Origin of the sequence: Buchananella hordeovulneris (assembly GCF_001907235.1) — a bacterium.
GTDB lineage: Bacteria > Actinomycetota > Actinomycetes > Actinomycetales > Actinomycetaceae > Buchananella > Buchananella hordeovulneris.
Genome location: NZ_MQVS01000003.1, coordinates 143706 through 163263 on the forward strand (window position 1 = coordinate 143706; position 19558 = coordinate 163263).

At 64.6% G+C, this 19558-nt stretch carries 17 protein-coding genes and 2 tRNA genes; 10 read left to right on the plus strand and 9 right to left on the minus strand.

The genetic code is table 11. The annotated features are described in order from the left end of the window. The first annotated feature begins 7 nt into the window (after nucleotides 1-7). Both malQ and BSZ40_RS12350 read left to right on the plus strand, forming a co-directional pair. Nucleotides 8-2143, plus strand: coding sequence for a 4-alpha-glucanotransferase (gene malQ / locus BSZ40_RS03995; protein ID WP_073823533.1), 2136 nt, complete (start codon nucleotides 8-10; stop codon nucleotides 2141-2143). A 297-nt stretch (nucleotides 2144-2440) separates the two neighbouring features. Next, on the plus strand, nucleotides 2441-4777 hold the full coding sequence (locus BSZ40_RS12350; RefSeq protein WP_158020862.1) for a DUF5979 domain-containing protein: 2337 nt from the start codon (nucleotides 2441-2443) through the stop codon (nucleotides 4775-4777). Nucleotides 4778-4826: 49 nt separating this feature from the next. On the opposite strand, the gene BSZ40_RS04005 is transcribed toward BSZ40_RS12350, so the two are convergent. The 3 genes from BSZ40_RS04005 to BSZ40_RS04015 are packed head-to-tail and all read right to left on the minus strand — an operon-like array spanning nucleotide 4827 to nucleotide 6219. After that, nucleotides 4827-5504, minus strand: coding sequence for an HAD family hydrolase (locus BSZ40_RS04005; RefSeq protein WP_158020863.1), 678 nt, complete (start codon nucleotides 5502-5504; stop codon nucleotides 4827-4829). A gap of 41 nt (nucleotides 5505-5545) precedes the next feature. After that, the gene (locus BSZ40_RS04010; protein WP_073823538.1) at nucleotides 5546-5992 is read right to left on the minus strand and encodes a PTS sugar transporter subunit IIA; all 447 of its coding nucleotides are present in this window, start codon (nucleotides 5990-5992) and stop codon (nucleotides 5546-5548) included. Beyond that, entirely contained in the window at nucleotides 5989-6219 is a 231-nt protein-coding gene (locus BSZ40_RS04015; RefSeq protein ID WP_073823540.1) for a PTS sugar transporter subunit IIB, read from the minus strand. Before BSZ40_RS04015 ends, BSZ40_RS04010 begins: the two co-directional genes overlap by 4 nt. A 584-nt stretch (nucleotides 6220-6803) precedes the next feature. On the opposite strand from BSZ40_RS04015, the gene nagE reads away from it, so the two are divergent. The 3 genes from nagE to BSZ40_RS04030 all read left to right on the plus strand — a co-directional run bounded on the left by nagE (nucleotide 6804) and on the right by BSZ40_RS04030 (nucleotide 9360). Next, nucleotides 6804-8390: an N-acetylglucosamine-specific PTS transporter subunit IIBC gene (nagE, locus tag BSZ40_RS04020; protein ID WP_245793826.1), complete on the plus strand. Its 1587-nt coding sequence runs from the start codon at nucleotides 6804-6806 to the stop codon at nucleotides 8388-8390. A 10-nt stretch (nucleotides 8391-8400) separates the two neighbouring features. Next, nucleotides 8401-8889, plus strand: a complete 489-nt coding sequence (locus BSZ40_RS04025) for a PTS sugar transporter subunit IIA (protein WP_073823542.1) — start codon at nucleotides 8401-8403, stop codon at nucleotides 8887-8889. An 87-nt stretch (nucleotides 8890-8976) separates the two neighbouring features. Further along, nucleotides 8977-9360, plus strand: coding sequence for a PH domain-containing protein (locus BSZ40_RS04030; protein ID WP_245793828.1), 384 nt, complete (start codon nucleotides 8977-8979; stop codon nucleotides 9358-9360). Between the two features lie 129 nt (nucleotides 9361-9489). On the opposite strand, the gene pepN is transcribed toward BSZ40_RS04030, so the two are convergent. After that, the gene (pepN, locus tag BSZ40_RS04035) at nucleotides 9490-12051 is read right to left on the minus strand and encodes an aminopeptidase N (protein WP_073823544.1); all 2562 of its coding nucleotides are present in this window, start codon (nucleotides 12049-12051) and stop codon (nucleotides 9490-9492) included. A gap of 147 nt (nucleotides 12052-12198) precedes the next feature. Next, nucleotides 12199-14178: a M13 family metallopeptidase gene (locus BSZ40_RS04040; protein WP_073823546.1), complete on the minus strand. Its 1980-nt coding sequence runs from the start codon at nucleotides 14176-14178 to the stop codon at nucleotides 12199-12201. 156 nt (nucleotides 14179-14334) lie between these two features. Between BSZ40_RS04040 and BSZ40_RS04045 the strand changes: the two genes are divergently transcribed. Continuing rightward, entirely contained in the window at nucleotides 14335-14784 is a 450-nt protein-coding gene (locus tag BSZ40_RS04045) for a ribose-5-phosphate isomerase (protein WP_073823548.1), read from the plus strand. A gap of 49 nt (nucleotides 14785-14833) precedes the next feature. Here the strand turns inward: BSZ40_RS04045 and BSZ40_RS04050 are convergent, their stop codons facing one another. The 4 genes from BSZ40_RS04050 to BSZ40_RS04065 all read right to left on the minus strand — a co-directional run bounded on the left by BSZ40_RS04050 (nucleotide 14834) and on the right by BSZ40_RS04065 (nucleotide 17709). Then, complete coding sequence (locus BSZ40_RS04050; RefSeq protein WP_073823550.1) at nucleotides 14834-15328, minus strand: GNAT family N-acetyltransferase; 495 nt, start codon at nucleotides 15326-15328, stop codon at nucleotides 14834-14836. A gap of 47 nt (nucleotides 15329-15375) precedes the next feature. Then, nucleotides 15376-15963, minus strand: a complete 588-nt coding sequence (cysE, locus tag BSZ40_RS04055; RefSeq protein WP_073823552.1) for a serine O-acetyltransferase — start codon at nucleotides 15961-15963, stop codon at nucleotides 15376-15378. Nucleotides 15964-16022: 59 nt separating this feature from the next. Beyond that, complete coding sequence (cysK, locus tag BSZ40_RS04060) at nucleotides 16023-16952, minus strand: cysteine synthase A (protein ID WP_073823554.1); 930 nt, start codon at nucleotides 16950-16952, stop codon at nucleotides 16023-16025. 97 nt (nucleotides 16953-17049) lie between these two features. After that, a complete protein-coding gene (locus BSZ40_RS04065) occupies nucleotides 17050-17709 on the minus strand; it encodes an IMPACT family protein (protein WP_073823556.1) in 660 nt (219 codons plus the stop codon). A gap of 167 nt (nucleotides 17710-17876) precedes the next feature. Between BSZ40_RS04065 and rpmF the strand changes: the two genes are divergently transcribed. The 4 genes from rpmF to BSZ40_RS04085 all read left to right on the plus strand — a co-directional run bounded on the left by rpmF (nucleotide 17877) and on the right by BSZ40_RS04085 (nucleotide 19468). Further along, nucleotides 17877-18044 carry a 50S ribosomal protein L32 gene (gene rpmF / locus BSZ40_RS04070; RefSeq protein ID WP_073823558.1) on the plus strand — a complete coding sequence of 56 codons (168 nt, stop codon included), beginning with the start codon at nucleotides 17877-17879 and terminating at the stop codon, nucleotides 18042-18044. Between the two features lie 157 nt (nucleotides 18045-18201). Further along, nucleotides 18202-18272 (plus strand) — tRNA-Gly (locus BSZ40_RS04075). 28 nt (nucleotides 18273-18300) lie between these two features. After that, nucleotides 18301-18376, plus strand: a tRNA-Pro gene (locus tag BSZ40_RS04080). 66 nt (nucleotides 18377-18442) lie between these two features. Then, nucleotides 18443-19468, plus strand: a complete 1026-nt coding sequence (locus BSZ40_RS04085; protein ID WP_084542609.1) for an FAD:protein FMN transferase — start codon at nucleotides 18443-18445, stop codon at nucleotides 19466-19468. Nucleotides 19469-19558: the final 90 nt, after the last annotated feature.

A 19558-nucleotide genomic window follows, 5' to 3' on the forward strand; every position in this document is an offset into this window, starting at 1 on the left:
GATAAACATGCAGGCCTCCGAAGTTGTCACCCCCAATGATGTTGATGCGTTGCGCGGTTTGGCCTACGAGTGCGGCGTAGCTACGGAGTTTTGGGACTACTCGGGCAACCATCGAATGGTCTCGCCTGCGGCCCTGGTAGCGGTGCTGGAGGCGCTCGGGGTCGACGCCACCTCTGACGAGGCCGTGGCCAAGGCCCGTTGGGAACGGGATATCGCTCCCTGGCGGTTGACTTTGCCGCCGAGCGTGGTGATGCGCGCGGGCTATAACTACGAGCTGGCCGTCCACGTGCCCCACGGCGCTGGCGTGACTCTGCGGGTGGAGCTGGAGGATGGTGGGGTGCGGCACGCCCCGCAGCTGGATAGGTATGTGCCGCCGCGCCACGTCGACGGGCAGCTGGTCGGGCGGGCCACCTTTGAGCTCGCCCCGGACCTGCCACTCGGTTGGCACGAGATTGTCGCCACGGTTGAGGGGGCCGATGTGGCGCGTGCCGTGCTCGCCGTTACCCCGTTCCGGATGGAACTGCCCGCGGGGCGTTCCTGGGGACTGATGTCGCAGATGTACTCCGTGCGGGGGGAGGAATCCTGGGGGGTGGGCGACTATGTTGATCTGGCCGACTTCGCCTCTTTCGTGGGCGAGGAGGGCGCTGACTTCGTACTCATTAACCCTATGCATGCCTGCCAACCGGTCGCACCCCTGACGCCGTCACCTTATCTCCCGGTTTCGCGTCAGTTCCTCTCCCACCTTTATATTCGGCCGGACCGGATCACTGAGTATGCACTTCTTAGTGGGCGGCAGCGGCGGCGAGTGGATTCTCTCGCCTTGGCGATGCGCGCCCGCAACCGGGACGCGGCCGCCCTCGACCGGGACTTGGCCTGGACGGCAAAATTGGAGGCTTTGAGCGTCATCTTCGCGGCGGGGCGCTCGGCAGGGCGGCAACGAGAATTTGCGCGTTTCCGGCGCCGGGGTGGCCAGCCTTTGGAAGATTGGGGCCTGTGGTGCGCTTTGGTTGAGGCCCGCAAGTCGGCGGAGGATTGGCCGACGGAGCTGGCGAACATTGAAGCCCCGGGGATTAGCGCCGCGCGGGTGGAGCACGCTGACCGTATTGAGTTTTTCATTTGGCTGCAGTGGATTGCTACGCAGCAGTTGCAACAGGCGCAGCAGGTCGCGAAAGACGCCGGGATGCGGTTGGGGCTCATGGCGGACCTCGCGGTGGGGGTGCACGCAAACGGCGCCGACGTGTGGACGATGCCGGATGCGTTTGCCAAGGGCATCGGGGTGGGGGCGCCACCGGACATGTACAACCAGTTGGGGCAGAACTGGAACCAGCCGCCTTGGCATCCGGGAGAGTTGGCTCGCACTGGGTATCAGCCGTTGCGGGACATGGCCCGGACGGTATTGGCCAACGCGGGCGCCTTGCGGGTGGACCACATTATCGGTTTGTTCCGTCTGTGGTGGATTCCTGAGGGCCTGGGCGCTGCGGAGGGCACCTACGTGCGCTATGACCACGAGGCCATGTTGGGTGTGTTGTTACTGGAGGCGCACCGGGCGGGAGCAATCGTTATCGGGGAGGACTTGGGGACAGTCGAGCCGTGGGTGCGGGATTACTTGGCTGATCGGGGGGTATTGGGAACCTCCATCATGTGGTTCGAGAAGGACGAATATGGACAGTTCCTCGCTCCGGAGAGGTACCGGCACTTGGCATTGTCGACGGTAAACACGCACGATCTGCCCCCGACGCCCGGATACCTGGCGGGGGAGCATGTCGAGCTGCGGCATCGGCTGGGGTTGCTGGAAAACACGCTGGAGGAAGCCCGGCAGGAGGCGCGTACTGAGCAGGAGTTCATGGTCGAGACGCTTATTCGCCGTGGACTGCTGTTGCCTGCCGCCAACCACTCGGAGCAGGACATTATTGAAGCGATGCATCGCTATGTGGCAGCTACCCCGTCGCAACTAATCGGGGTGGCGCTGGTCGATGGCGTGGGAGAAAAGCGCACCCAAAACCAGCCGGGTACCGACAACGAATACCCGAACTGGCGTATTCCGCTGGCGGACGGTCTCGGAGCGGCGCAGCTCGTGGAGGACCTACCTGCCAACGAGCGGTTGACTGCGCTCATGGCAATTATGCGCGAGACTGTGCGATAACTACTGCCCAGGGGGCGGTGGTCGGAAGGTAGTCGACCACCGCCCCCTTTGCTGTGCCTGCTCCCGGAGGAGGGAAGTGTGATTTCGCCAAAGTGGCAGTGAGCTGCTTCGCGATTATCGTCCATACCTGAACTGACGATGCTGTTAGTTCGGTCTAGTTGACGTTGCTGCATGTAGGTCGACGCCGGTGTTTGTTACATAAACAGCCGGTAACAAATTTTGATTTATTCTAAAGTGCGGGTAGATTCCCTCCGCTGAGTTCTGTCCGATAAATGATCAAGGAAATTAGGGGGGATTGTGTCTAATGTCGCATTTTGGCGGCGGGCCTTACTGAAGCTCGGGTCGTTACTGGTTGCTGCGGCGCTGGTGTGGGCGTCCGGGGCAGCGGTGGCGCAGGCTGGCGAGTCGTCAGGTGGGTATCCGCGGGGAGCGGACGGTGATGCTCAGGGGGTAGCGCCTGCTGGGTTTGGCAAGGTGACCTTATTTGCCTCCACTTATAGCCATGATGACGTGAATGTGCCGAAGGACACCGCATTCGTGGCCACCGTGGTCTACCAGCTGCCGCCCCGTTTCCAACCCAGCGACCATCCGCAGTGGCGGCCCCCGGTGGCGCCCGATGCCACCGGGCGGGGGGAATTTCCGATAGACCTAACTTTTGCGGAAACGGTGAAAACGCTGGGGGTTTTCCCGGTGGGAACGACGTTATCGGTGCGAGCAGACCTCAATGCCCAGCAGGTGCTCGCCGGTGCCGTTTACTGGTCGTCACCGCAGCTGTACGGTCCCGGCGGCCGCGGGAGGCTCAGTCTTGTCGTCTCGGAGCCACTCGTCGCCGGCGAGCTGTTCCTGCAGGCCCATGACCCGTTGGCGGACCTAGAAATAAAGGCGCATGCAGAGGAAACAGCCCCTGCTGTCAGTAACGTGCAAGTCCGCTACGACTGCGGGGAACAGACCGGAGTTGTTGAGGTGCCTATCGGCGGTAAGACGGTGACCGCCGCGAGCAAGGTACGCCGCGGGGAAGTCTGCGAGTTGTCGGTGGAACGTGATGGCTTGGAGGTGCCGGGGTACGAACTAGAGATTGTGGGGGCCGGGCCGCGCAGGAATGGGGAACTGCCATGGACCCGCCGGGAAATTGTGTTGCGCTATGTGGCTGATGCGGCCAACGGTGGCGGCTACGGAAAGGTTTCGCTCACCACGGCTAGCGAGGGTATTCCCGCGGTAGGCCAATGGGAAAATGAATACGTGCTTTACTGCACTAACCGGCACATCAACGAGAGAGTTTTGCTGGTGCGTGATGGTGGGCACTGGGAAAGTAAACCGCTGCCCGCTGGCTCCGAGTGCTTCATCAGGTACATCGGCAACCATCCCGGTTTGGCCGACCTAGACGAGACTGTTGAAGTCACGCCGGAGGAATTCACCATCGAGAAGGACGCCACCGTTGCAGTTGCTGTGCGACACAACGTCACCACGTTGCAGGGCGCGTTGCAGATTGTAAAAAACGTGCGGGGTGACAACGCCGAGGTGTTCGCGCGCGACAACTTTGAGATCTCTTACTCTTGCACGTCTGGGCAGCAGGGGACCGTGAGCGTGCCTGGTTCCGGGACCGTGACTGCGGGGCCACCGCTGTATTACGGTGCACACTGTACTTTCAGTGAGAGTGATGAGACGCGCCAGCGCCCCGGCTACACGGTCGAGACGACGATCGAGCCGGAGGAAGTGCGATTGCCGGACCCACCAATGCGGCCGCCTATGCCAGTGATGATGCCTGGGCCGATTGCCCAACCTTTGTTGTTGCGGCAGCTCCAAAACGAGCAAAATTCGACAACGGTCAAGGTGACGGTGACCAATACGTATCGCCGCATTGAGGAACCGCCGCCACCGCCGGAGACAGACTCGCCGCAGCCACCGGAGACGCAGCCACCGCTGCCGCCGGTCGAGCCGGAGCAGCCGCCCGCGCAACCCGAGGAACCGCAGGACCCGGAGACTCAGTCGCCGCAGCCGCCGCCGGTCGAGCCGGAGCAGCCGCCCGCGCAACCCGAAGAGCCGCAGAACCCGGAGACTCAGTCGCCGCAGCCACCGCCGGTCGAGCCGGAGCAGCCGCCCGCGCAACCCGAGGAACCGCAGAACCCGCCGGTGGATCCCACGCCGGACCCGAGCCCGTCGGCGACCCCCACGCCGACGCCATCGGCAAGCCCGACCCCGTCGGCTACCCCCACACTATCGCCATCGGCAAGCCCGACCCCGTCGGTCACACCCACGCCGACGCCATCGGTCGTACCGACTCCGACCCCGTCGGTAACCCCGTCGGTCACACCCACGCCGACGCCATCGGTCGTACCGACTCCGACCCCGTCGGTAACCCCGTCGGTCACACCCACGCCGACGCCATCGGTCGTACCGACTCCGACCCCGTCGGTAGCCCCTTCGGCGAGTCCCACGCCGACCGTGTCGGCCGGTGTTCCTCCGGTGGTGGGTTCGCCGCGGCCCACGGCTCAGCCGACAGCCAGCCCGACGCCCGGGCCGGGCCGCCCCACCCTGCCCCGCACCGGGAGCATGGCGAGCACATTGCTGTGGTGGACCGCGGTAGCGCTGCTTGGGGGCATCGGAGCCCTAGTAATAGCTAGGCGCAAGGCCTGAGCTGTAAGGGGGCCAGGACATCCTGGCCCCCTTACAGCTATCTGCATTGCTATCCCAAGGGCAGCAGCTCGGCCGGGGTGGGGACAACCAGATCCGCCCCCGCTGCTTGCAGAGCCTGTGGCGCGTGGGAGGTGGCCAGACCGATGAGAAAGCCGCAGCCGGCCTGCCGCGCTGAGTGCAAACCGGCCGGAGTATCTTCCACCGCCAAACAGCGAGCGGGCGGCAAATTAAGCGCAGCGGCACCCAACCGGTATGGCTCCGGATCCGGCTTGCCCAAAGTGGTGGTTTCTGCGGTCACGAACTGCAAGTTTGTTGGTTCCAGGCCCACCGCGCGGACGCCGCGTTCGGCCCAGTGGCGCAGGGCCGAGGTGACGACACAGACCGTGCTAAAGGACTCCACCAGTTCCCGCGCGCCCGGGACAGGTTCGGGGTCCGGTTCGCGCGGCAGCATGAAGGCGTAAGCGGCAGCCTCCAGCTCCTGAGGGTCTTGGCCCTGCCACGGTCCGGGAAGGAGCCGAAATGAATCGGCGGCTCGGCGACCGGAGAATTGGCGGCGAAGCTCTGCCGAAACCTGCCAGCCTTGGGCAGTGAAGAACTCGGCGTACAACGCTTGGTGCCCGGCTTCGGAGTTGATGATGGTGCCGTCCAGGTCGATGAGGAGCCCCCCGGAGCGGGCAAATGAGGTGAGCTTGGCGAGCGTGGCGGTGGGCAGGGGAAGGTTCTGCATGGGCAGCATTCTTCCAGTAGCCCTTGGCGAAGAAAGCGGTCTTAGGGCCAGATTGCCAACAGGTCGCCGGTCTGTACCACCTGGCCGGGTTTAGCTTTGCGCCGCAATTTGCTGCCGTCCAGGGCCACGACGGGCGTGAGCGGTGACAGGCCGCGGGTGCGGGCCACGGCGGTGTCCCAGGTGACAAGTAGCTGGCCTGCGGACACCGCGTCGTCTGCTGCCACATGCAGGGTGAATCCCTCGCCCCGTAAATGCAGGGTATCTATGCCGAGGTGCACTAGCACGAGCCGGTCGGCGGTCGCCAGCACGAAGGCGTGCGGGTGGAGCTTGAAAACCCTACCAGCGCACGGGGCACGAACCGCGTGCTCGCCGGGGGAAGGGGCGATGGCAAGAGTGGGGCCGAGGAGCTCGTCGGCAAAAGCCGCGTCCGGGACTTCGGGCAGCGCCACGATAGTCCCGGACAGCGGGCTTGAGAGCCGCAGACTCACTGCAAGTCTGCGATCTCTTCTGCGATCGCGTCGGCGTTGGGGCCCACGATCACCTGGACGACGTCCCCCATGCGCATGAGCCCGTATACCCCAGCTTCCTTCAACATGGCCTCGTCGACCTTGTCGCCGTCGTGGAGCTCCACCCGCAATCGGGTGATGCACGGCTCGAGGTCGATGATGTTGGCGCTGCCTCCGAGGGCCCCCAGTATCTGCTTTGCCTGGCTCATTGCTCACTCCTGTGTGCTTGGTTTGCCTTCATCCTAACTGTGATCGCACCCTTGGGCCACGCTTGCCTGCCCCGTCCTGGAATTAAAACGCTCTTGAGCGGGAGCGAGGGCTTGCGCTGTTGCTTAACTGTTGCAAAACAATGCTTGGGGAAGGGGCGGTGGATGCTTGACACCCCGTGGTCGGTAGCCTATGTTCACTGCGTGATCGTCCCGATTGGCGACGTTCGTCAATGGTGACGACGCATCTAATCTGTCGGGTTAGACGCTCAAAGAGGAGCTTCAGTGGAACAACGGACCGGAACAGCGCTTCCCGCACCATGTCTAGGTGGTCGGGTGCGGGGCTGTGCTGTTGTGGTCGGCCGCTCCCCGCTGGAGCAGCTCCCCCGCAGCACCGGCTACCAAAATGCTAAGTGGATCACATTGCCGCTGCGGCTTAGTGTGCGGCAACCGGCAAAAAGTCGGACTAGACTACAAAAGCTGGATGGAAGCTGGAAGGCTTGTGGCGCGTGCGTCCCTGTCCGATCAGCTGGCGCTGCCGTGTCGTCCATCTGTTTGCATCCCTCACGAGAATCAAAGGAGTTCCTGTGAAAGACACGATTATGACGAGCCTGCAAAGGCTCGGCAAAGCATTGATGGGGGCTGTGGCAGTGATGCCGGTGGCCGCCATCCTGATGGGTGTTGGGTACTGGCTTGACCCGACAGGGTGGGGCGCCAACAACATTGCCGCCGCCATCCTGATCAAGGCCGGGGCCGCCGTTCTCGACAACCTGGGTTGGATCTTCGCCATCGCGATCGCTTTCGGGCTGGCCAAGGATAGTAGTGGTGCCGCGGCACTCTCGGGCTTCCTGGGCTACGCCACTGTCAAGGCGCTTATCTCTGAAACGGCTGTGGCTGGCTACAAGGGCGTCGATGTGGCCGCTCTCGAGGATGGAGCCCTCATTGATTGGAAGTCGCAGGGTTGGGACAAGATCAATGACAAGAACGTCCTGATCGGTATCCTGGTCGGTATCCTCGCGGCCTACGTGTACAACAGGTTCTCCAGGACCAAGCTGCCGGACTTCCTGGCGTTCTTCTCGGGCCGCCGCCTGGTGCCGATCCTGACCACCCTCTTCTCGATCGTGCTGGCGGGCATCCTGTACTTTGTCTGGCCGTTCCTGTTCCACGGCCTATTCTCGTTCGGGCAGATGATCCAAGGTATGGGTGCCATTGGTGCCGGTATCTACGCTTTCTTCAACCGCCTGCTCATCCCGACGGGCCTGCACCACGCGCTGAACTCGATCTTCTGGTTCGACACCATCGGTGTGAACGACATCGGCAAGTTCCTCGATGGCTCGGCCACCATTGATGCTGCCAAGGCCGCCACCGACGTCGCCAGCTGCCCGGGTGTTTGGGCTGATGGAGCCTGCACCGTCGTGGGTGAGGTCGGTCGCTACCAGGCCGGTTTCTTCCCCGTCATGATGTTTGGTCTCCCGGCCGCCGCCCTGGCCATGTACCTCCGGGCCGATTCCAAGCGCAAGAAGGCCGTGTACTCCCTCATGATCGCCGGTGCTCTGGCCTCGTTCTTCACCGGGGTCACCGAGCCTCTCGAGTTCGCCTTCATGTTCGTTGCGCCGCTGCTGTACTTGGTCCACGCCCTGCTGACTGGTCTGGCGGTGTTCATCGCGGCTACCTTCAAGTGGACCGCCGGGTTCGGTTTCTCGGCTGGTTTCGTTGACATGCTGCTGTCCACGCAGAACCCGATCGCCAACCAGTGGTGGATGCTGCTGGTGCTCGGCGTGATCTACGCAGGCATTTACTTCGCTGTCTTCTACTTCCTCATTGGGGCACTCAACCTGAAGACCCCGGGACGCGGTGACGACACCGACGAGGGCGCCACTCTGGCGGCCGATGCCTCGATGACCGCGGTGGCTTCCCAGATTGTCTCCGGCCTGGGTGGTGCTGCCAACATCGTGTCGGTGGACTACTGTGCTACGCGTCTGCGTGTCATCACCGAGGACAACGTCGCAGTGAAGGAAGCTGAGATCAAGAAGGCTGGCGTGGCTGGGGTTGTGCGTCCCTCGCAGAAGTCCGTCCAGGTGATCGTCGGCCCGCAGGTGCAGTTCGTGTACGACGAGGTGGCCCGTTTGCTGGCCTCCGAGTCGGTCGAGTTGCGCGGCGAGCAAGAAGCCTAAGGAGGCGCCCATGTTCGGTTTGGGGAAGCAAAAGCTGGATGTTCTCCCGCCGTTTGCTGGTGAGGTGGTGACGGTGGACCAAGTTCCGGACCCTGTGTTTGCGCAGCGAATGCTGGGAGATGGATTTGCGGTCCGGCCCGCTCCGGGGGTAACGACTGTCGAAGTCTGTGCCCCGATTGCTGGCAAGTTGCTCAAGGTGTTCAACACTCTGCATGCGTTTGCGCTCGAGGGGGAGAAGGGCACCGAGATGCTCGTGCACATCGGCTTGGAGACCGTGGAGCTCGGCGGGAAGGGCTTTGAGGCCCTGGCCGCTACGGGTGACGTGGTGGAGGCTGGTCAGCCGATCATCCGCGTGGATCTTGCGGTGTTGCGTGAGCAGGGCTGTGAACTGATTACTCCAGTGGTCTTCACCAAGGCCGGACAAGTCTCCAGCGTAAAGGTAGCTACAGGCAACGTGTTGGACGTCGACCAGAAGGTCTGTACCGCCACACTCGCCTAGGAGCCTGCCGGGTGGCCCCTCCCGCTCCAGCGGGAGGGGCCACCGTCATTAGACGGGAAGATCGGTAGAGGTTAAAGGAGAAAAACAGTGGGGCTGGACATGTCGTGGTTCGCCGTAAACAAGCTTGAGATGGTGGATATTTGTGATATTTCTGCGGAATTTTCGCCGGTGCTCATGGAAAATGAGCGAGTGGTTTTGGGGTTTAAGGGCATACGTGACGCTGTAGTGTTCACCGATCGTCGGGTATTGTTCATGAACCGACAAGGATTGACTGGGAAGAAGACGGCTTATACCACGATTCCCTACACGCGGATTCAAGCCTTCGAGCTGGAAACCGCGGGAACTTTGGATATCGATAGCGAGGTCAAGATGTGGGTGGCCGGACTTGGGGCGGCAAGGTTGTGTTTCACTCCAGGGACCTTTATATACGGGATAGGTGAACTTTTGAACGAAAAATGTCTCAATTATTAACTGTGGCACCGTGCGAAGAGACAGGGGTGAACAGCTAACAGCGAGCACGGACGTCCTTCTAATAGTAGATTCCCAACGCACCGGGGGCCCCAGAGAGTCACTCTCTGGGGCCCCGGCTATCTGGCTGAGCTAGCGCACGTCAGCTGCCTGCGCACGCACCGCTCGCTCGGCCCGGTCCAGCCCTTCTACCACGAGGCGGCGCAGGGCGGGGGCAGCGTCGGGATTGGCCGCCAGCCAGTCGCGGCCCGCCGCAACAACGTCGAAGCCGAGCTCCTCGCCCCAACCGGCCAGTTCCACTGGGAACAGGGCCTCCACCAGGGTCTGGGCCATCTCGCCGGTGCGCTCGCTCCACCACTGCGACAACAGGGTGAAGTACTCCCGCCCGCCGGGCACCAGCAACGCCACGTCGGCGGTGTCGCGGTAGCCGGGCACCATGTGCTCGACCATGCCGTTGGGCAGCGTGTCGTCGTGCGCCAGAGCCTTGAAGGCGGCCTCCTTGGCGGCGGCCGTCGGCAGGCTGGCGCGCGCCTGCGCGGCCTTTTGCTTGCCGGTGACGGTGTTGTCGGCCGCTTCAAACTCGGCGATCTCGGTTTCGCCGAGCGCTCCGGCAGCTGCCAGACCGATGACTAGCGTCCACTTCAGGTCGACGTCGATCTCCAGTCCCATCAGCGACTGTTCACCGTGCAGCAGCGCGGCGATCGCCTCAGCGTGGTCCGGGGTAGCGATGTGACGGGCGGCCGCCGAGACCAGCTGCAGCTGCGCGTCCGAGCCCGCCGGGGCGGTCTGTGCCAGGCGCAGCAGGCGCTCGCCGACCTCAACCGCGGTGGCTTCCCGGTTGGCGGGCGCCACGTACTGCGTCAGGGCCGTCTTGAGCTGGCGCAGCGACATCATAATGACCGTCGAATCGGTCTCGGTGCCGAGAGCCCCCAGCACGAGGTCGATGTAGTCGCGCGCCGACCACTCGCCGTCCCGCGTCATGTCCCACGCCCCGGCCAGAATCAACGCCCGGGCCATCGAGTCGGACAAGTCAGCGACATGGGCGCGGGCTGTGGCTAGCGACTCGGCATCGAAGCGGACCTTGGCGTAGGCCAGATCCTCGTCGTTGACCAGCAGCAGGGCAGGCCGGGGCTGCCCGACCAGGTCACCTAGTTCCGTCACCGCACCGTCGACGTCGAGCTCCAGGCGACCGGTGCGCTGCAGCTGGCCGTCGACCAGGTTGTAGGAACCCACCACGAGGCGGTGCGGACGCAGCGACGCCCCCGGGCTGAAAGCCTCCTGGTGCAACACCGCGCGGGTGACCACACCGTCGGCGTCCGTCTCGATTTCCGGCCGCAGCAGCGTGATACCCGCCTCCTCCAACCAGACGGAGCTCCAGGCCTGCAAGTCCCGTCCCGAGGTGGCCTCCAGCTCGGTCAACAGGTCCGCCAGCACCGTGTTACCCCAAGCATGCTTCGCGAAGTAGGCCCGCAGTCCGGCAAAGAACTCCTCCCGGCCGACGTACGCCACCAGCTGGCGCAGTACAGACGCGCCCTTGGCGTAGGTGATGCCGTCAAAGTTGACCTCGACGTCTTCCAGGTCGTTAATGGTGGCCACGATCGGGTGGGTCGAAGCCAACTGATCCTGGGCATAGGCCCACGCCTTCTCCAGCGACGCGAACGTGGTCCAGGCCTGGCTCCAGCGGGTCGCCTCCGCGGTGCACAGGGTGGAGGCAAACTCGGCGAACGACTCGTTGAGCCACAGGTCGTTCCACCACTTCATGGTCACCAAGTCGCCGAACCACATGTGCGCCAACTCGTGCAGGATCGTCACCGCCCGGCGCTCGACCATGGCCTCCACAGGCTTGGAGCGGAAGACGTACTGATCGCGGAACGTTACGCACCCAGCGTTTTCCATCGCACCGGCATTAAATTCGGGCACGAAAATCTGGTCGTACTTCCTAAACGGGTACGGGCAGGCGAAATGCGACTCGTAGAAAGCAAACCCGGCCCGGGTGATGTCCATGATCTCTTCGGCATCCAGGTGCTCGGCGAGCGAGGCGCGGGCCCACACCCCGAGCGGGATCTCGCGCCCGTCTGCCGAGGTCAGCGAGCCGGTTGCCCCCTGGAACGGGCCGCCCACAATCGCCGCAATGTAGGAGCTCATCTTCTCCGTCGGCGTGAACTCCCAGCGAGCCACCCCGTCGCGGACCGGGAGCGGCTGCGGGGTCGGGGAGTTGGAGAACAGCTGCCAGTCGGCGGGGGCCGTGACCGTGAACTGGAACGTCCCCTTGAGGTCCGGCTGCTCAAAAACCGCGAACACGCGCCGCGAATCGGCGACCTCAAACTGGCTGTAGACGTAGGCCTGCCCGTCGGCGGGGTCCACAAACCGGTGCAGGCCCTCGCCGGTGTGCGAGTAGACGCAATCCGCTTCCACCACCAGGGTGTTTTCGGCGGCCAGTTGCGGCAGCGGCAGGCGCGAATCGGTGTAGCTGGCCAAGTCCAGATCCGTGCCGTTCAGGTTGGCCGCCCGCAGCGAACCCGCGATCAGGTCGATGAACGTCTCGGCGCCCGGGGTGGCGGCGAAGGTCACCGTCGTGCGCGAGAAGAACGTCTCCTCGCCTGCGGTTAGATCCAGTTCAACCTGGTAAGCGGCAGAGTGGACGAGGCTAGCGCGCTCTTCCGCTTCCACGCGAGTGAGGTTTTCTCCAGGCATTTGCACTTCTTTCCCTCAGGTATGCCAATAGGTGCAATCCCCGCATCATGACAGATGGACCGCCCGCGCGTCATTTTTAGCCCGGCACAGAGGCGGCGACGCGGGGGCAGGCCCTCCTCGGGCCCGCTCCCGCGTCGCATGTCGCTGCTACCAGATGCGCACCCGGTCTGCGGGGTCCCGCCACATGCCATCGCCCGGCTGCACGTCGAAAGCCTCGGCAAACTCGTCGAGGTTAACCACGATGCCATTGCACCGGAACTCAGTGGGGGAGTGGGGGTCGGTGGAAATCTGCTCGATCAGCGCCTCGTCGCGGGCCTTCAGCCGCCAAATGCGGGCGTAGGCGTAGAAGAATCGCTGCACCGCGGTCAGGCCGTCGATGACCGGGGCGTCCGCCAGCGAGGCGATGCCCTCCTTGGCCAGCGCCAAGCGGTAAGCCTTCAAAGCGATGCTGGCCCCGCCCAGGTCCCCGATGTTCTCGCCCACCGTCAAGGCGCCATTGACGTGATGTTCGCTGCCCGCCAGCTGGGCAGGCACAAAGGCGTCGTACTGCTCGATCAGTTTGCTGGTGCGGCGTTCAAACTCGGCGCGGTCTTCCGCCGTCCACCAGTCCTCCAGCTTGCCATCGCCGGAGTACTTCGAGCCTTGGTCGTCGAAGCCGTGTCCGATCTCGTGGCCGATCACGGCCCCGATCGCGCCGTAGTTCAACGCGGGGTCCGCTCCCATCTCGAAGAATGGCGGGCGCAGAATCGCGGCGGGGAAAACAATCTCGTTGCGCAGCGGGTGGTAGTAGGCGTTGACGGTCTGCGGGCTCATCAGCCACTCGTGCGGGTCGACTTCCTGGCCGATGCGTCCGAGCTGGAAGTCGGTCTCGAAGGCGCTGGCCGCCCGCACGTTTTCCACCAGTTCGCCGCCCAGGGTCAGGGCCGAGTAGTCCCGCCACTGGTCCGGGTAGCCAATCTTGGGCTTGAAGGCCGCGAGCTTGGCCAGGGCCTTAGCGCGGGTGGCCTCACCCATCCAGTCGAGGGCCGAGATGGACTCCTCGTAGGCCGCCACCAGGTTGGCCACCAGCTCCTGCATAGCCTCCTTGTGGGTGGGCGGGAAGTGCGTGGCCACGAAGACCTTGCCGACCTCTTCCCCGATGGCTCCTTCCACCAGGCCCACGCCGCGCTTCCACCGGTCGCGCAGTTGCTCGGCCCCAGTCAAGGTCCGGCCGAAGAAATCGAAGTTCTCCTCCACGACGGCCGCGCTCAAGTAGGGGGCCCGGGACCGCACGACGCACCAGCGCACGTAGTCCTGCAAAATCGCCAGGTCGGTATCCGGCCAGAGCCTGGCCAGGTGCGCAAAGTACTCAGGTTCGATGACGATGAGATCCTGCGGGAAGTTCGCGTCGGGGCTCAACGCGGCCGCGTACCCTTCCCAGTTGAAGCCCGGGTGGGCGGCGACGAAGTCGCTCCAGGTGAACGGGTTGTTCATCTTCTCTGCCTGCCGGGCAGTGACCTGATCGCGGTGGCCCTGCGCCAAGGCAGTTTCGAAGTCCACCACCCGGGCGGCGAACTGAGCGCCCCCCAGCCCGACGTTGGTCGCTTGGCGGGCGACGTGCTCGCGGTACTTGGCCAGCGTCTCGGCGTGCTTTTCTTCCCGGTAGTAGGCCTCATCCGGCAGCCCCAGGCCGCTTTGCGACCAGAAGAGATAGTAGTGCTCCGGGTCGGAGAAACCGGCCTCGGCACCGAAGTCGACGACGCTGGCCACACCCGTGCGGGCCAGCGCCCCCAATGCTGCCGCCAGTTCGGCAGCAGAGGTGGTCTGCTCGATGAGCGCGAAGTCGCGGTCCAGGGGAGCAGTCCCCAGCTTTTCCACCTGCTCGGTGTCCATGAAAGAGCGGTAGAGGTGCCCGACGCGCGCCTGGGCCCCGGTGGCCGTGCCTGCGCCCGCCGCCTCGGCGCATTCCTCCACTATCTCTCGGACCTGCGCCTCAGCTAAGTCGCGCAACTCGTGGAAGGAACCGTGCATGGCCCGGTCGGCGGGGATCTCAAAATCCCGCAGCCAGGTGCCTTGCACATGCCGATAGAAGTCGTCCTGGGGACGGATGTTGGGGTCGTAGATGGTGGGGTCCGAGAAGTCAGTCATGCACGCGATAGTAGTGGTGATCACCCTGCGTGGGACGGTGGTTTCGCTGGTGGACTAGCCGGGCGTGTCCGTCTGTGGTCAGCAAACAAGATCACGCGCCTGGTTGGCGGCCCGGCGGAGCTGGCAGGCACAGCAAAAGGTGGTATGGATTGACCTATGCGCATCCATCTAGCAACTGACCATGCCGGCTTTGAAGTGAAGAACGCGGTAGCTGCGCATCTGCGCGGCCTCGGCCACGAGGTGGTGGATTACGGGGCGCATGTTTTTGATGCCCTGGATGACTATCCGCCTTTCTGCTTCGAGGCGGCCACCGCCGTCGCGGAAGACCCGCAGTCGTTGGGGTTCGTCTTCGGGGGCTCGGGGAACGGTGAACAGATCGCGGCCAATAAGGTCACGGGGATCCGGGCCGCGCTGTTGTGGAGCACACAAATCGCGCAGCTGGCGCGGGAACACAACGACGCCAACGTGGGGGCCATCGGGGCGCGGCAACACCCGTTGGCGGACGTGCTGGCCATGGTCGAGACCTTTGTGGCCACCCCGTTTAGTGGCAATGAGCGCCATGCGCGTCGTATCGGCTTGCTAGACGAGTACGAAGCGGGCCGCTAGCCGCCTGCGTCCGCCCGTCAGCCTTTGCAGCGCGGGCGGGCGCAGGGTGCTACTCGACCGTCGCAAAGCCCAAGAACTCGTACAGGCGGAACGCCTCGGAGGCCGTGTGCATATCCACCCGGAGGGAGAGGGTGTCCTGGCCTTGGCGGGAACAGTTCTCGGCGGCCAGCGACAGCAATGCCGTGGCCACGCCCTGGCTGCGGGCGTCGGGGGCCACAAAAAGTTCGATGATGAAGGGGCCGGGGGGAACGTCGTCCCACGGCGGGTCCACCACCGTCATGACGGCGCCTATTAACCGGTCGCCGTCGAAGGCCCCCAGCGTGGCCTCCGGAATAAGCTGACCAAAGCCACCGTCGAAGGCTAAACGCATTTCTGCCTGCGCTTCTTCGAGGGAGCCGGCGGCCACGCCCGGCGGGTAGGAGTCTAGATACAGCTGGGACAGCTCTTCGCAGTCGCTTACTTCCAGCTCGCGCACCTGAACCAGGGTGGTTCTTTCAAGTCCGGTCAGGCCCGTGGCCTCGATCCGCATTGTTCGAGTGCTCATGTCCACATTCTGGCACGCGGGCCTCGGCGAAGTAGTAAACCGGCGGATTAGATAAATAACGTCGGGTCGACAATCAGTTCGACACTCTGGCATTGCTTGGTCAACGGGCGATTCTGGGCGGGAATGCCGATTGCGGAATGGCAGTCCGGCACCGGTTTTACCACCACCGCGTTCGCGCCAACACGCACGTCGTTGCCGATGGAGATGGGGCCCAGAATCTTTGCCCCGGCCCCCACCATCACCCGGTCGCCGAGGGTGGGATGCCGCTTCCCTGGGGTCATCGACACCCCGCCCAGGGTTACCCCGTGAAAGATAACCGCGTCGGTGCCCACCTCGGCGGTCTCCCCGATTACCACCCCGGAGCCGTGATCGATGAACAGACGACGCCCCAAGGTGGCGGCCGGATGAATCTCGATACCGGTGAACGTGCGGGCCAGCTGGGCCAGCATCAACGCCGATAGCTTGCCGCGCTTGGTGTGCCACAGTCGGTGCGCTAAGCGGTGGGCCCACACCGCATGCACTCCGGGGTAGGTGATAGCTACCTGGAGACGGGAGCGGGCGGCTGGATCAGAATTGCGGGCGGCCTCGAGGTCTTCCCGCATGAGCTGGCGCAGTGATATTCCCGAAGAGTGCATATCACCGAGTTTAGAGCCAGTGGGCGGGGGAAGCAGCTGGTGCGTCCCCCGCCCATCTTTCACTCGGCTAGGTCAGCCCACAGCGGAGTAGAGATGTAGCGCTCGCCGGTGTCGGTGAGCACCGTGACGATGGTCTTGCCCTGAGATTCGGGACGCTGCGCTAGCTGCAGGGCGGCCCACACGTTGGCGCCACTGGAGATGCCCCCCAAGATGCCCTCCTGGGCGGCCAACGCCCGCGCGGTGGCGAAGGCATCGTCGGCGGAGACGTGCAGGATCTCCCCGAAGACCTCGGTGTCGAGAATCTCGGGCACAAAGTTGGCACCAATGCCCTGGATTTTGTGTGGCCCGGCCTGGCCGGTAGCCAGCAGGGGGGAGTCGGCGGGTTCCACGGCAACGATCTGCACCTCGGGCTTGCGCTCCCGCAGCACCTGCCCGACCCCCGAGACGGTGCCGCCGGTGCCAATGCCCGCTACGAAGATATCGACCTGGCCGTCGGTGTCTTCCCAGATCTCGACGGCGGTCGTCTCCCGGTGCGCCCGCAGGTTGGCGGCGTTGGCGAACTGCCGGGCCTTTACGACTCCCGCGTGCTGGGCGGCGTACTGGTCGATGGCCGCTACCGCGCCCCGCATGCCCTCACTGGGCGGGGTGAGCAACAGTTTGGCGCCGAAGGCACGGGCCAAGGCGCGGCGCTCCTTCGACATCGATTCGGGCATGGCCAGCACCACCTGGTAGCCGCGGGCCGCGCCGAGCATGGCCAGGGCCACGCCAGTGTTGCCGGAGGTGGCCTCAGCGATCGTGCCCCCTGGCTGCAATTCCCCCGCCTCCTCGGCGGCCTCGACGATGGCTTTGGCGATGCGGTCTTTGACGGAGAAGGCGGGGTTGCGCGATTCGAGTTTGACATAGACGTCGACGCCCGCCGGGGCGAGCCGGTTTAGGCGCACCAGCGGGGTGCGGCCGACCAGGTCCGTGATGCTGTGCACGAGAGTCATGGGAGGCAGGATCCTTAACAGCCGAAATAGTTAATCAGTGAATCAGTCTAGGGGGTGGGCGGGCCGCCTGCCAACCGGTACCCGGTGCGGGCCGAGGCTAGCTCCCCAGTGGGCGCCACTGCTCGCCCTGCACTAACAATTCCACCGCCCCCGCCGACAGTCGTGAAACCAGTTCCTGGACTTGCGCTAGGGCTGCGGGGGCGAACGCCACCTGCAAAATTGCCTGCTGGGCATAGTCCACCTGCATTATCTCCACCCCGCGCCCGCGCAGCTCGGATTCAAAACGACCCGCCACCGCGAAGTCCACCGCCAAATTAGCCACCGTCCGCACCTGCCAGTCCACCAGCGTCGCGACGGCCAGGGCTGCGCGCACCGCCTCGCTATAGGCGCGCACCAGGCCACCGGTGCCCAACAGCACGCCACCGAAATAGCGGGTGACCACCGCGGCCACATCTGTCAAACCCGCCCCGCGTAACACCTCCAGCATGGGGGTGCCCGCTGTCCCGGCCGGTTCGCCATCGTCCGAGGAGCGCTCCACGTTTAGTGCCCCCTCGCCAAAGAGGATGAAGGCACTGCAATGGTGGCGCGCCGTGGGAAACTGGGCCCGCGCCTGCGCAATATGCGCGCGTGCCCCCTCCTCCGAGTCGGCGTGCGCCAACCGGGCAATGAAACGGGAACGCTTAATCTCGATCTCTGCCTCCCAGCTGCCCCCCGGGGCGGGGGAGCGACGCGGGGGCGGGGTAAGCTGCCTGTTCACCGAGTGATTTTCTCACCCCGCAACGTGGGCGACGCCACGCCGCCCGGGCAGGCATGGGCGAATTGGGCTGTTAAGATTGCCTGGTTTGCCGCAACGGACACCTAGTCCGGGGCCCCAACCGGGGCTGTGGCGCACAGTCTCAAGAGTTGGAAGGAGCGGCAGGGCTCATGGCAGTTCCCAAGCGCAAGATGTCCCGCAGCAACACCCGCGCTCGTCGGTCGCAGTGGAAGGCTGAGCTCACCGGGCTCGACAACGTCCGCGTCCAGGGGCGGGAGCTGCGTATTCCCCGTCGGCTGCACAAGGCGTACAAGCTGGGTCTGATCAGCATCGACTGATCGACGACGCGTAACTATTTGGGCCCCGCCACTGGCGGGGCCCAAATTGCTATGCGGGGCCGGGGCGGGACGCGGGCGCTGCCTGGGTGACCGGGAGGTGTTTTTTGCTTGCGGGCCGCCGAACGCTATACTGCTGCGTTGTCAGGGAAACCTGATCGCGGGTGTAGCTCAATGGTAGAGCCTCTGCCTTCCAAGCAGATTGCGCGGGTTCGATTCCCGTCACCCGCTCTGTGTCGGGCAAGTAGGCCCGTCGAGACGGGCTGTGGCGCAGGTGGTAGCGCGTCCGCTTTGGGAGCGGAAGGCCGTGGGTTCGAGTCCCGCCAGCCCGACCACTGATTCCGATCCAGCTTTCGGTGACTTTCAACACTTTTTTCAGTTCGGGCGCATAGCATCGCCGCATGACTGAGCCCAATCTGTCTCGCGGACCTCAGGTGGCAGTTGCCGCCACGGCGACGTCGTTGACCCCCGGCTTGGCGATCGCTGAACTTTTCGAATGGTCCACCCCCGTCACCGTTGTCACCACCAACCCCCTAGCGTTGGGGCTGGCCGTCGACTACACCCGGCACATGCTGGCCGCGGTCGCGGATGTGGCTTCCCGTTTCGATCCCACTTCCGAGATAAATCGCCTGGCCCCGCACCTCGCCACCGGCGTGACCCCCAGCGTGCTGTTGGCTCAGCTCATCCGGACCGCGCTGGAAATCGCTGAAAATACTGACGGCGACGTGGATGCGGCCATCGGCCCCACCTTGGCGCACCTCGGCTACGACGAGGACGTGGCAAGTCTGCTCTCCCCGACCCGTGTGGCCGAGACCCAGGTAGCGGTGGATCCGCAGTTGACCACGCGCGGTTGGCAGCGTCCGGTTGACGCGCGCCAGTTCCAGACCGAATTTGCGCGGCGGGCGAGCCTGCCCACCTGGCGGAGCCTGCGGTGGCACGACAGGCAGCTATATGGCCCGGCGGGGCTAGTGCTGGACCTGGGGGTATGCGCCCCGGCCTTCACCGCCGACAAACTCGCCAAGACCATGTCGGCCGAGTTTGGTTGCGGGGTGCTGGTTGACATCGGGGGAGACCTGGCGACGGCCGGGCCAGCCCCCGCCGACGGGTGGCGGGTGCGCCTGCCGGGGGAGGCCGGCGGACGGGAAGTGACCGTGCCCGCCGGCATGGCGCTGGCCACCACCGGCACTCACTCGCGCCGCTGGGCGCACGCCGGGCGTATCCTGCACCACATCGTTGATCCCCGCACCCGCCAGCCAGTGGTGGATCCACCGCGCGCCGTCACGGTGTTGGCCGCCACCTGTGTGCAGGCAAACGCAGCGGCTACCGCCACCGTGGTGCGGCGCGGTGCCACCAACGTCTTGGCGGGCCTGAGCGCCCAGATCGTGCACGCCGACTCCTCGGTCACCCTGCACGGCCGTTGGCGGTAAATATCACGCGCACGGCCAAAACCACACGCGTGAATGTGCCTGAAAGGTGCTACTACGCCTAGACTGGCCCGGATGAAAGCGGGAGCACAC